Origin of the sequence: Micromonospora sp. NPDC048930 (assembly GCF_043197935.1) — a bacterium.
Classification (GTDB): Bacteria; Actinomycetota; Actinomycetes; order Mycobacteriales; family Micromonosporaceae; genus Micromonospora.
On sequence record NZ_JBICUB010000002.1, the window covers coordinates 318,412 to 329,371 of the forward strand.

At 69.9% G+C, this 10,960-nt stretch carries 12 protein-coding genes and 1 tRNA gene; 3 read left to right on the forward strand and 10 right to left on the reverse strand.

The window, feature by feature from the left end; all coding sequences use genetic code 11:
- Window positions 1-13: 13 nt before the first annotated feature.
- Window positions 14-1,381 (reverse strand): hypothetical protein, encoded by a 1,368-nt coding sequence (locus tag ACGFI9_RS06835; protein WP_393175792.1) that lies wholly within the window; start codon window positions 1,379-1,381, stop codon window positions 14-16.
- A gap of 329 nt (window positions 1,382-1,710) precedes the next feature.
- Here ACGFI9_RS06835 and ACGFI9_RS06840 point away from each other — a divergent pair, with 329 nt between their 5' ends.
- Window positions 1,711-2,217, forward strand: a complete 507-nt coding sequence (locus ACGFI9_RS06840; RefSeq protein WP_393175794.1) for a YcnI family protein — start codon at window positions 1,711-1,713, stop codon at window positions 2,215-2,217.
- An 87-nt stretch (window positions 2,218-2,304) separates the two neighbouring features.
- Here the strand turns inward: ACGFI9_RS06840 and ACGFI9_RS06845 are convergent, their stop codons facing one another.
- The 4 genes from ACGFI9_RS06845 to ACGFI9_RS06860 form a co-directional block, all read right to left on the reverse strand.
- Window positions 2,305-3,243, reverse strand: a complete 939-nt coding sequence (locus ACGFI9_RS06845) for an alpha/beta hydrolase (RefSeq protein WP_393175796.1) — start codon at window positions 3,241-3,243, stop codon at window positions 2,305-2,307.
- Window positions 3,244-3,409: 166 nt separating this feature from the next.
- On the reverse strand, window positions 3,410-4,201 hold the full coding sequence (locus ACGFI9_RS06850; RefSeq protein ID WP_393175797.1) for an ABC transporter permease: 792 nt from the start codon (window positions 4,199-4,201) through the stop codon (window positions 3,410-3,412).
- Window positions 4,198-5,160: an ATP-binding cassette domain-containing protein gene (locus tag ACGFI9_RS06855; RefSeq protein WP_393175800.1), complete on the reverse strand. Its 963-nt coding sequence runs from the start codon at window positions 5,158-5,160 to the stop codon at window positions 4,198-4,200. The genes ACGFI9_RS06850 and ACGFI9_RS06855 overlap by 4 nt, the downstream gene beginning before the upstream one ends.
- A 12-nt stretch (window positions 5,161-5,172) precedes the next feature.
- The gene (locus ACGFI9_RS06860) at window positions 5,173-5,838 is read right to left on the reverse strand and encodes a DUF4097 family beta strand repeat-containing protein (RefSeq protein ID WP_393175802.1); all 666 of its coding nucleotides are present in this window, start codon (window positions 5,836-5,838) and stop codon (window positions 5,173-5,175) included.
- A 226-nt stretch (window positions 5,839-6,064) separates the two neighbouring features.
- On the opposite strand from ACGFI9_RS06860, the gene ACGFI9_RS06865 reads away from it, so the two are divergent.
- On the forward strand, window positions 6,065-6,832 hold the full coding sequence (locus tag ACGFI9_RS06865) for a helix-turn-helix domain-containing protein (protein ID WP_393175804.1): 768 nt from the start codon (window positions 6,065-6,067) through the stop codon (window positions 6,830-6,832).
- 149 nt (window positions 6,833-6,981) lie between these two features.
- Here ACGFI9_RS06865 and ACGFI9_RS06870 read toward each other — a convergent pair whose 3' ends face one another.
- Both ACGFI9_RS06870 and ACGFI9_RS06875 read right to left on the reverse strand, forming a co-directional pair.
- Entirely contained in the window at window positions 6,982-8,253 is a 1,272-nt protein-coding gene (locus ACGFI9_RS06870) for a hypothetical protein (RefSeq protein ID WP_393175806.1), read from the reverse strand.
- A gap of 17 nt (window positions 8,254-8,270) precedes the next feature.
- Window positions 8,271-8,780 carry an RNA polymerase sigma factor gene (locus tag ACGFI9_RS06875; RefSeq protein ID WP_393176642.1) on the reverse strand — a complete coding sequence of 170 codons (510 nt, stop codon included), beginning with the start codon at window positions 8,778-8,780 and terminating at the stop codon, window positions 8,271-8,273.
- 228 nt (window positions 8,781-9,008) lie between these two features.
- Between ACGFI9_RS06875 and ACGFI9_RS06880 the strand changes: the two genes are divergently transcribed.
- Window positions 9,009-9,170: a hypothetical protein gene (locus ACGFI9_RS06880; RefSeq protein ID WP_393175808.1), complete on the forward strand. Its 162-nt coding sequence runs from the start codon at window positions 9,009-9,011 to the stop codon at window positions 9,168-9,170.
- A 59-nt stretch (window positions 9,171-9,229) separates the two neighbouring features.
- On the opposite strand, the gene ACGFI9_RS06885 is transcribed toward ACGFI9_RS06880, so the two are convergent.
- The 3 genes from ACGFI9_RS06885 to ACGFI9_RS06895 all read right to left on the reverse strand — a co-directional run bounded on the left by ACGFI9_RS06885 (window position 9,230) and on the right by ACGFI9_RS06895 (window position 10,916).
- Window positions 9,230-9,303: transfer RNA gene (locus tag ACGFI9_RS06885), tRNA-Ala, on the reverse strand.
- Between the two features lie 170 nt (window positions 9,304-9,473).
- Window positions 9,474-10,034 carry a dihydrofolate reductase family protein gene (locus tag ACGFI9_RS06890; protein ID WP_393175810.1) on the reverse strand — a complete coding sequence of 187 codons (561 nt, stop codon included), beginning with the start codon at window positions 10,032-10,034 and terminating at the stop codon, window positions 9,474-9,476.
- 99 nt (window positions 10,035-10,133) lie between these two features.
- Window positions 10,134-10,916: a hypothetical protein gene (locus ACGFI9_RS06895; RefSeq protein ID WP_393175812.1), complete on the reverse strand. Its 783-nt coding sequence runs from the start codon at window positions 10,914-10,916 to the stop codon at window positions 10,134-10,136.
- Window positions 10,917-10,960 lie beyond the last annotated feature (44 nt).

Sequence of the window (10,960 nt, forward strand, 5' to 3'; positions counted from 1 at the left end):
CGGGTCGGGGCCGTCAGTAGCCGCGGAACATCCCGGGCTTCGGCAGGAACCCGTACATGCGCTGCGACACCTCGGCGGGGGCGTACCGTTCGTCCCCGGCGAAGCTGGCGCTGAACGTGACCCGCTGGTACGTCCGATAGGTGGCGGTCAGCTTGCCGTACGCGTCCACGGCGCGGCAGGTGAGCGTCCGCCGGCTCGACCCGTAGGGCTGGGCGTACAGGCAGACCGTGCGGTTGGTGTAGGTGGTGCCCAACTGGGCGGTCACCGTCGCGCGGCGGCCGTGGGTCGCCTTCGCCGTGATGCTCAGCGCGGTGGCGGCGCGCGAGACCTGCACGGTGGCCGACTGGCTCGTCGCGGGCTGCGTGCTGTCACCGGGGAAGGTCACGGTGTAGGTGTTGGCCCCGCCGACCAGCGGCGTGTCGGAGAACGAGAACGACCCGTCCGCGCTCGTGGTGACGTCGGGCAAAGGGTGGCTGCCGGTGAGGTCCTGCTTCACCACCCGCAGCGTCCGCGGTGTCGACACGCTCGCGCCGGCGAACGCCACCGTCCCGCGGACGGTGACCGGCGCGGTGCGGGTGCTCGTCGCCGGCGCGGACAGCAGGAGCGAGGATCCGGTGGTGGTGAAGTCGGTCAGCACCCGTAGGGCCGGATTCTTCCGGTCCTGATCGGTGGTGACGACGTAGAGCGTGCGGCTGTCGGCGCTGACGGCCAGGCCCCGCACCTCGAGGTGGTCGCCCGGCGGGAGGTCGTACCGGCGTACCGGGGTCCCGTCCGGTCGCGCGACGTGGATCGAGTCGCTCTCGCTGGAACCGAGGATGACGAAGGAGCCGCCCGGAGAGGTCGTCACGGCGGTCGGCCAGGTCCCGGACGGGTACGCGCCCGCCGGCGACAGGTCCGTCGTCGAGTACGCCACATGCTCGGTGGCCGCCACGCGGGAGTTCGTCTGCGGGTCCCACAGGTAGGAACAGGCCAGGATCACCTTGTCGGTCGTCAGTGCGGCGTCGTGCAGGCCGGTGCAGGCCGACCCGGCCAGGGACGCGACGTGCGACGGCGTCCCGGACGAGACGTCGTACAGGATCGGCCGGCCCGAGATGGGGAACGAGACGCTCGACCGGTCGACCAGGAGCAGCAGATTCGGGTCGGCCGGGGTGCTCCGGAGCAGCGGCGGGTAGTAGTACTCGCCGTCGAGCGGCAGGTCCAGGGCCACGACCGGCGTCGCCCCGCGTACGTCGATCGACCCGAGCTTGCCCTTGCCGGTCTGGCAGCCGTAGCCGACGTAGATCTTCCCGCCGGCCGGCGCCAACCAGGTCGGGCAGGTGAAGGTTCCGAGGTTGTAGCGGCGGGTGCGGCAACGCGCCGATGGTCCGAGCCGGCCCCACACCTGCCCGAAGGGCGTGACCCCTAACCGCGGACCTGGCGTGGTCGTGGTGTCGCCGGGTTGCTTCTGGGGTGTTCGGGACTGCCGGTCGCGGGCGCGACATCCACCGGGACCACCGCCCGTTTCCCCAGGTCAAGGCCGACCGCGCAGCGCGGTGTCGCCGATGGTCGGGTGAGCACCGAGGCGCCTGCGACGGTTCACCGCCGACCCGGAGGAACGCAGCAATCTGAGCGAAGACACGGCGGCGGACGCTCACCATGCTGTGTCCGGTGCCGGGCCGGGGCGGACGAGCTGACGGCGACGAGCATCCAGAGCGTCCGGAGGAGTGACCAGTGATCAAACTCATGCGACGTGTCGGTGTCGTGCTGGTGGCGGCCGCCGTGGCCGTCGGGGTCGCGGCGGTGCCGGCCAGCGCGCACGTGGTGACCACCCCGAACACGGCGGACACCATGTTCTTCCACACGGCTTTCCGGGTGGGTCACGGCTGCGCCGGCTCGCCGACCACGGCCGTGCGGGTGCAGATTCCCGAAGGCGTGTACCTGGTCGACCCGGAGCCCGTACCCGGCTGGACCATCGAGGTGACGCGGGCGCACGGCGAAGGCCAGGGCTACGGCCGGGTGACCGAGGTGGCGTGGGTCGGCGGGCCGCTGCCCGACCACGCCGTCCAGCTCTACGGCCTGCGTTTCCTGATCGGACACCAGGCGCCCGAGGTGCTGTGGTTCCCGACCGTCCAGGAGTGCGAGGTGGGCGAGACCCGCTGGGAGCAGATTCCGCCCAGCGTGGCGGAGTGGCACAACGTCCCGAACCCGGCTCCGTATGTGATCAACGCGGCCTGGTAGGCCACCGCGGTGCCACCGACGCCCGAACCGGAGCGCCCCCGCTCCGGTTCGGGCGCACCGCTGCCGGTCACGGCTGGGCGCGGCAGGTCACGCCAGCTCTGCCACCAGATCGGCGACGTCGGCGAAAACTCGGTCTCCGGCCGCCGCGGCGGCGGGTGAGATGGTGTCGAGGGTGAGGAATCCGTGCACCATCCCGGCCTCGCAGCGATGCCTGACCGCAACGCCCGCGGCCGCCAGCCGAGCCGCGTACGCGTTGCCCTCATCTCGAAGCGGATCGTGCTCCGCGGTGACGACGACGGCGGGCGGCAGCCCGCCGAGGTCGGCGGTGAACACCGGACTGACGTCGGGGTCGGCGCGCCGGGAGGGGTCCGGGACCCATTGCTCAGCCCCCCAGGCGACGTCGTCGGTGGTCAGGCCCCAACCCGTGGCCTTCGTCCGCGCGCTGGGATGGGAGAGTGTCAGATCGGTGTTGGGATACACCAGGATCTGGGCGGCAGGCAGCGGTCCGCCTTCGTCGCGCAGGCGCAGGCAGGCGAGCGCGGCGAGGTTCCCGCCAGAGCTGTCGCCCATGACGACGGTCGGTCCCCCGATGCCGGCGATCGAACCCTCGCCGGTCGCGGCCCGGATGACCTCCACGCAGTCGTCGACGGCCGCCGGCCACGGGTGCTCCGGAGCTCGGCGGAAGTCGACGCTCAGTACGGCCGTGTCAGTCTTGAACGCCAAGCGGCGACACGCCCGGTCGTGCGACTCAAGATCGCCGATCGTCCACATCCCGCCATGGAGGAACACCACCAGCGGCTGAGCCACGGCCGACGGCCGGTAGAGGCGGGCCCGTACGGCGGTCGAACCGACGGCCAGATCCTCGACCCGGGCGATCTCCGGGCCTGGCGGGCGCGCTTCGACGCGAAGCCGTTGCGCACGCCGCAGTTCCGCCGCCCCCACAGCCCGGGCGGGAGGTCCGGGATCCCGCCGAACGGCCTCGATGAAGGCGGCCAGTTCGGCATCGGCAAGCGAGAGATCGGCCATGCCGGACAGGATGTCACCTTGATCCGGACAGGTCCTGAGCTGACCCTGGGCCGCACCCGGCGAGTGGCCGAGAACGCCGACCGGGCGGCGTACGCCGACGTGGTGTCGGAGCACGCCGCCCTCGGGCGGGACGATTTGCGGGAGGCGACCCGCGCGGTCAGGGCGGTTACTTCGGGTCGCGGTTGAACTTCGAGGTCGACCAGAAGTAGCCGAGCACCGCGAGCCCCAGGCACCAGGCGACCGCGAGCCACCCGTTGTGGCCGATCCCGCTGCCGAGCAGCAATCCCCGGAGGGTTTCGATGGCGGGCGTGAACGGCTGGTACTCGGCGATCGGCTGGAACCAGCCCGGCATCGCGTCGACCGGGACGAAGGCGCTGGAGAGGAGCGGCAGCAGGATCAGCGGCATCGCGTTGTTGCTCGCGGCCTCGGCGTTCGGGCTGATCAGGCCCATGCCGACCGCGATCCAGGTGAGCGCCGTGGCGAAGAGCACGAGCAGCCCGAACGCCGCCAGCCACTCCAGGACGCCGGCATCCGTGGACCGGAAGCCGATGGCCACGGCGACTGCGCCGACGAGGACCACGCTCATGACCGACTGCAGCACGCTGCCGACGACGTGCCCGACGAGCACCGAACCGCGGTGGATCGCCATCGTGCGGAAGCGGGCGATGATGCCCTCGGTCATGTCGTTGGAGACCGACACCGCGGTCCCGATTACGGTGCTGCCGATGGTCATCAGCAGGAGACCCGGGACGACATACGCGACGTACTCGGAGCGGTCGGCGCCGCCGCCGCCGATGCCCGAGCCCATCACGTCGCCGAAGATGTAGACGAAGAGCAACAACAGCATGATCGGGGTGAGCAGCAGGTTCAGGGTGAGGGACGGATAGCGCCGCGCGTGCAGGAGGTTGCGGCGCAGCATCGTGGACGAGTCGCGTACGGCCAGGGAGAGGGAGCTCATCGGACGGCCTCCTTGGGCTGGTTGGGGACGCCGGCACCGCCGGTCAGGGCGAAGAACACGTCGTCGAGGTCGGGGGTGTGCACGGTCAGCTCGTCGGCCTCGATGGCGGCCGAGTCCAGCCAGTCGAGGATGGAACGGAGCTCCCGCTGGCTGCCGTCGCAAGGGATCTGCAGCGCGAGGGACTCGTCGTCGCGGGTGGCGTCGCGAAGCGCGGAGGCCGCGGACCGGTACGAGGCCGGATCGGTGAAGCGGAGCCGGACGTGGCCGCCGGGGATGAGCCGCTTCAACTCCTCGGCGGTGCCCTCGGCGGCGATCTTCCCGTCGTTGAGCACGGCGATACGGTCGGCGAGCTCGTCGGCCTCCTCCAGGTACTGCGTGGTGAGGAAGACGGTGGCGCCGTCCGAGACGAGCTCGCGGATGATCTGCCACATGTTGTGGCGGCTGCGGGGGTCGAGGCCGGTGGTGGGCTCGTCGAGGAAGATGATCCGCGGGTTGCCGACCAGCGTCATGGCGAGGTCGAGGCGGCGCCTCATGCCGCCGGAGTAGGTGGAGGCGGGCTTCTTCGCGGCGTCGGTGAGGTCGAAGCGCTCCAGGAGCTCGGCGGCGGCGCGGCGGCCTTCACCCTTGGACAGGTGGTGAAGGTCGGCCATGAGGAGCATGTTCTCCTCGCCGGTGATCAGGTTGTCGACGGCGGAGAACTGGCCGGTGACGCCGATCGCGGCGCGGACCGCCTGGGCGCCGGTGGCGAGGTCATGGCCGCCGACGCGGATGTCGCCGGAGGCGGGGTCGGGGGAGACGAGGGTGGAGAGGATCTTGACGGCGGTGGTCTTGCCGGCGCCGTTCGGGCCGAGCAGGGAGAAGATCGATCCTTCGGGAACGGCCAGGTCGACGCCGTCGAGCACGATCTTGTCGCCGTAGGACTTGCGCAGCCCGTTCGCCGCGATGGCCAGGTTGGTCATGGTGGTGCTCCTTCAGAGGCTGCGGGCGACGATGTCGCCGTGGGAGGTGGTGGCGCGGATGTCGAGTTCGGCGGCGCCATCGTTCTTGAGGGCGTTGCTGATGCGGCCGTAGCCGGTGCCGGCGTCCAGGGCGGCCGAGACGCCGGCGGCGGCGGTGACCGAAATGTCGCCGGACTGGGTGCGGAGCACGACGGTGCCGCGTACGGCCTCGGCGATCCGGATGTCGCCCCTTGCGGTGCTGATCTCCGCGGGGCCGTTGAGCCGGCCGACCTCGATGTCGCCGTCGGTCGCGGTGAGGCGGACGCTCGCGGCCTCGTCGATCTTGATCTGGCGGTACGCGCCGTCGAAGGCGACGTCGCCGAGGCGGCCGACGCCACGGAACTCGGAGCTGGCGGCCCTGGCCTCGATGCGGGAGCCGGCGGGCAGCTGGACGGTGACCTCGAGCGATCCGGAGGGGCCGAAGAGCTGGTTCCTGGGCTCGGGGGTGCGGATCCGCAGGACGCCGTCGGCGAAGGCGACGCTGGTCTGCTCGGCGGCCTGGGCGTCCCGGCTCTTGGCCGGGTCGGCGGGCCGGACCTCGACGGTGGTGTCGGCGCGGTCGGCGGCGATGAACTGGACGCGCCCCGCGGGGATGTCGAGGACGGCGGAGATCGGGGTGGGGGTGTCGAACTTCTGCATCGCGGCTCTCCTCCTGCGCTTGTCGTTTCTGACTCCGGAAACGCTACGTTGCGTTCAAGGATGACGCAACGAACTCGTTGCACGTCGAGAGCGTCTAGGCAGGTAGAGGACGGATTATCGTTGCAACGGTCGTGTTGCTAACGCAACAGCCATGCCCGCGTTCGTTGCATTGGATGGGGAGTGAACGCTATGCTGGAGGCACAAGGAAGCGGGAAGGGAGATCGCGATGCCGGGAGGCAGGCTGACCCAGCAGGAACGCCAGCAGATCGCGCTGGGGCTGGCCGACGGGCTCGCCTACGCGGAGATCGCCAGACGCCTCGACCGCCCCACCTCGACGATCACCCGTGAGGTGATGCGGAACGGCGGCCCCACCGCCTACCGTGCCGACCTGGCCCACCACGCCACCGAACGTCGCGCCCACCGGCGCAGGCAGGCCACCCGCCGAGGACCGCAGGCGCCCCCGCAGGCCCACGGACGCGACGCCGAGGCCGTGCGCGAGTACGAGGAGACGTTCACCGCCCTGCTCATGCACCAGGGCCTACCCAAGATGATGTCCCGGGTGCTGACCTGCCTCTACACCACCGACGCGGGCAGCCTCACCGCGTCCGAACTCGTCCAGCGCCTCCAGGTCAGCCCGGCGTCCATCTCCAAAGCGATCACGTTCCTCGAACGCCAGGGCCTCATCCGCCGGGAACGCGACGAACGCCGCCGCGAGCGCTACGTTGTCGACGACGACGTCTGGTACCAGGGCATGATCGCCGGCGCCCGATCCAACGCCCAGCTCGCCGAGACCGCTCGGCAGGGCGTCAAGATCCTCGGCCCCGACACCCCGGCCGCCGCCCGCCTCGAGAGCATCGCCCGCTTCGTCGACTTCGTCGGCGAGAGCATCGCCCGCGCCGCGGAGCAGGCCCGCGAGATCCTCTACACGAAACCCGAAGCAACCTCAGGCGGCACGGCCGCACCAACATCAGATCCGGATAGACAGCCGTCTTGATGGTCACCACCAGTTGTGCCCGCGCCGACGGGTCCCGGACGTGCAGCGAGACGGAATGATCGTTGCTCGGGCAGCCGACTCGGCAAGGTGCGGAGGCACTGCACCGGGCCCGCCCTGCTCAGGCGGGCCCGGCGCTTCTGGAGCAGCTGTCAGCCGACTCGTTGCCAGCTCTGATTTTTTGCGGAGGGACGGTACGACCACACCTGGTTTCCGCTTGAGGTCGTAACGGTCACCTGCACGGTGCTCCCGCTGACTACCGCCTTCTCGATACGGCTGACTCCGTTGGTGCCCGACCGAAGAACCTCCCAGCCGAGGGGGTAGTCCCCATCCTGCTGGAAGGATTGCAGGGTCTGTGACATCTCGCCGCTGGGGGACCGCAACGTGAGGATGGCGAACGTCGCTTCGCCGTCGCTGGCGTTGACGAAGGAAACGGCGCCGATCGTGATCGTGTAGCGGGTGGTGCCCTTGTCGTCGCCGTTGTCCAGGTCGGCTTCGCCGACCCCATTCACCATCGGCACGCAGTAGACCCGACCGGACCCGTCGGGATTCCTGCGGCCCATGAGGAGGCCGGTGTTGCGGAAGTCGACCTCGTGGAAGTCCTTCGATGGCTTCTGGAAGGTGGTCGGACCGCTCACCTGACGGAAGGCACCATTCCGGAACGCGTAGCCCCGCACCTGTCGGTCGCAGGCCGGCCACCCGTTGGTCTGGTACGCGCCATATACGGCGAGCCGGACGACGCCGTTATCGACCGTGATGGCCTCGCGGGAGAACGTCGCGGCCACGTTGGGAGTGTCCGCCGAGTTGATCACGTATCCCAACGGTGTCAGTGCACCGTCCGAGGCGACCTTCAGCGCCAGCAGCTGGGTGACGTTCATCGACCCGTCGTTCTGGCAACGGATGGTGGTGACTTCCTCGTTGCCTGGCACGCCATCGAGGTCGGCCATGATGGGGGACAGTTCCCCGATGACCAGTTTCACGCCATCCGCGGGCGTCGTCGTACCGTTGACAAATTTTCTCGTCCCCTTCGCCTTGCACTCGTCTTCCACGCCCGGGAACGCCGGGAGGTTGAGCGTGGCGTTGCGCAGGTCGGCCGGTGCTGGAGTCGACGTCGCTGGTGCCGACGAAGCAGGAGCCGACGACGGGGCGAGCGACGGTGTCGGACTGGCCGATTCGACAGGACTGGCGGATCCGATCACATTTGGTGGCGAGTTGTTGCCCTGTGGATTGGCGGCGTAGGCAGCGATCGGCACGGCGATCAGCAACGCACCGGCCACGCTGAATGCCGTGAGGCGGGCTCTCCGCCGGACCGCCACCTTGTGGCGGACTGCGGGGGCGCCCGGTGCCGGCAGGTGGGAGGAGCGCTCCACCGCATCGAATTCGGCGATGGCGTCGTTAATGAGGTTGTCAAAGTTCTCAGACATAAGACTTTCCTTTCCGGTCATCCCTGGAGGTGCTCAGCGAGGGCGGTTCTTCCGCGGCTGAGCCAACTCTTTACGGTGCCCTCGGGCACGTCTTCCTGCAGAGCGATTTCCGCGACGGATAACTGGCCCAGGTAGTGCAGGACGACGGCCTTGCGAAGCTTCGGCGATATCTTGGATAGGGCCGCGACCAGCGCCACGCGATCTGGCGATGGGCCGTCGTGATGTTCTTCGCGCTGGCGACGCAGGAACATCGCGGACGTCTTCTGTCGCCGGAGCCTGCTGGTGGCGAGATTCCATGCGACCCGGCGCACCCAGGCATAGGGGTCTTCGTATTTCCTGATCCTGGCCCACCTGGTGTAAGCGCGGCAGAACGCCTCCTGGACCAGATCCTGTGCCTCTGCTCGGTCACCCAGGTACGCGTAGAGCTGCGATCGGAGGACATCGAACTTCGCCGCATAAAACTCGTCGAAATCGCGCTGGTCGTCTTTTGTCGAAGCTCGAGGTGCGGCCGCGGCTGCGGTCATCACTGCGGTCACGTTTCCTTCCTCCCGTGGTGCCACCCTCGTGGGCGGGCAGCACGAACACGTGCGGGTACTCCCGTCGGTTGCATAGATCTTTTCTGGAGGAGGCCGTCCCCGCCGCCCCGCAGATCACCGTCACCACACCCGCACACCACGACCGGCGGCAAGGCTGGTTCATCGCCTGGGGCAAGCAGGTCGACGTCCCGCATCAACAGCAGGGCGGCGAGTTGACCGATGGCAGGGTCGCCACTGCTGGTGGCCCTCGACGTCCACCTCGGGGTCATGATGCGGATCCTGCGGCACAGTCAGATCGCCGTGACCATGAACGTCTACGCCCAGGTCGCCTCGGAGGCGACCGAAACAGCTCTCACCCGGCTCGGCGAGCAGTTCCTGTGAGCTGCTGTACAAGATCGAAAAAGGCCGTCTCCCACACGGGAAACGGCCTCTGAACTGGGTGGAGCTGAGGGGATTTGAACCCCTGACCCCCTCGATGCGAACGAGGTGCGCTACCGGTCTGCGCCACAGCCCCTCCGCTGGCGAACCAGCGTCGGTCCCACCCGGCATGCACCGGGCGGGCCGGCGACAAGGCTAACAGGTCATCGCCCCCCGGTGCGAATCACCCCACCACCGGATGAGGAGATCTTGGCGGGAAAAGGCCCCCGGAGAGGCCCAAACCCGCCAAGATCTCCAAGCCGGGGGTCAGTCCCGCGAGGGGGCGTACGCGAGGTTGAGGACCCCGCTCTTGAACGTCTCGTGGCTCACCAGGCGCAGCGGGTACGTCGGCGTCTCCTCGAACAGCCGCTGACCGCGCCCCACGGCGATCGGGTGGACCAGCAGCCGCAGCTCGTCCAGGAGCCCGTTGGCCAGCAGCCAGCGGACCGTGGTGGTGCTGCCCGACAGGGCGATCTCCCCGTCGGACTGCTCCTTGATCTCCCGCAGCCGCGCCGCGACCTGCTCGGACCCGCCGCTGAGCAGGGTGGTGTTCTGCCAGGTCGCCTCGGTGAGCGTGTTCGACAGGACGTACTTGGGCACCGAGTTGATGAACCCCGCGAAGCCGCCGTCGTCGCCGTCGGCCTTGTTCGGCCAGTACTCGGCCCACTCCTGGTACTGCTTGCGCCCCATCAGGAACGCCGTGGCCGCCTCCACCCCGCGGCCGACGGCGGCGCCCATCTCGTCGTCGAAGTAGGGGAAGTGCCACTGGTCGGGCCGCTCCACGACACCGTCGAGCGAGATGAAGAAGTTCGACACGATCTTGGCCATGATGCGCTCCCTGTGCGTCGGTGGTGGCCGGCCCTGCGCCGGCCTTCACCAACCCGTCGAACGGCACCAGCCGGATTCGACAACCGGCGGACAGAATTTTCAGGCGCCGCGTCCGGACTGGTAGGGCCGGCCGCGCAGCCCGCCCGCCCGGCGGTAGGAGACCGAGCCGCCGCTCGCCGCCGGTGGCAGGTCCGCCGGCCGGTCCAGGCCCATCGCCGTACGCCGGACCGCCTCCCGCTGGGCGGCCAGGCGCCGCTGCGCCTCGCGGCGGGCTGCGGCGCGACGGGCCTGCTCACGGCGTACCTCGGCCTGGCGGGCGGCCAGCCAGGCGGCCTCCCGGGCCTCCGCGCGCCGCCGCCGGCGCTCGGCCAGCGCGCGCTGCCGCAGGTGTACGACGTACGCCACGAGCAGGGTGCCGGTCACCGAGACACTGATCCAGAACCCGGGGCTGACCAGCACCACGCCGATCAGCTCGACGAAGTTGAGCAGCAGCAGCGCGGCGAGGACCCGGCGGCGGCGGTAGATCGCCGGTGTCTGGCGCCGCCTCGGCGGGTGCCGTCGGTGGGACCTGGCCGGGGCGGGTGACACCGACCGGAGCCGGCCGGGGCGGCGCCGGGCCGGGGGCGCGGAGACCGGCGGGGCGAGACTCCCCGTATCGGAATCTTCACTGAGAGTGACAACAAGAGTGCGGGGCGGATGCACCGGTCGCCGTCCGGGCACGGTACGCCGGCGACGGCGGCGCTGGAGCACCCGCGCCGTCGACTGCGCCCGCTCCGCCACCAGCCGCTCGGTGGCGTCGTACCGGCGGACCAGCGCCGGCGCGAGGGCGAGCAGGCCGGCGGCGGCGAGGACGGCGAGGAGCACCGAGGTCGGCACCCTCACCCCTCCCGTCACCGAATTCGGGGCGAGCGCCACTCTGCCGCAAC

What these genes read in the sequence shown, in the direction of transcription:
- ACGFI9_RS06890 (WP_393175810.1), bottom strand. Translation starts at nt 10,034, where the DNA reads ATGGCCAAGATCGTGTCGAACTTCTTCATCTCGCTCGACGGTGTCGTG.
- ACGFI9_RS06845 (WP_393175796.1), bottom strand. Translation starts at nt 3,243, where the DNA reads ATGGCCGATCTCTCGCTTGCCGATGCCGAACTGGCCGCCTTCATCGAG.
- ACGFI9_RS06865 (WP_393175804.1), top strand. Translation starts at nt 6,065, where the DNA reads ATGCCGGGAGGCAGGCTGACCCAGCAGGAACGCCAGCAGATCGCGCTG.
- ACGFI9_RS06860 (WP_393175802.1), bottom strand. Translation starts at nt 5,838, where the DNA reads ATGCAGAAGTTCGACACCCCCACCCCGATCTCCGCCGTCCTCGACATC.
- ACGFI9_RS06855 (WP_393175800.1), bottom strand. Translation starts at nt 5,160, where the DNA reads ATGACCAACCTGGCCATCGCGGCGAACGGGCTGCGCAAGTCCTACGGC.
- ACGFI9_RS06850 (WP_393175797.1), bottom strand. Translation starts at nt 4,201, where the DNA reads ATGAGCTCCCTCTCCCTGGCCGTACGCGACTCGTCCACGATGCTGCGC.
- ACGFI9_RS06880 (WP_393175808.1), top strand. Translation starts at nt 9,009, where the DNA reads ATGGCAGGGTCGCCACTGCTGGTGGCCCTCGACGTCCACCTCGGGGTC.
- ACGFI9_RS06870 (WP_393175806.1), bottom strand. Translation starts at nt 8,253, where the DNA reads ATGTCTGAGAACTTTGACAACCTCATTAACGACGCCATCGCCGAATTC.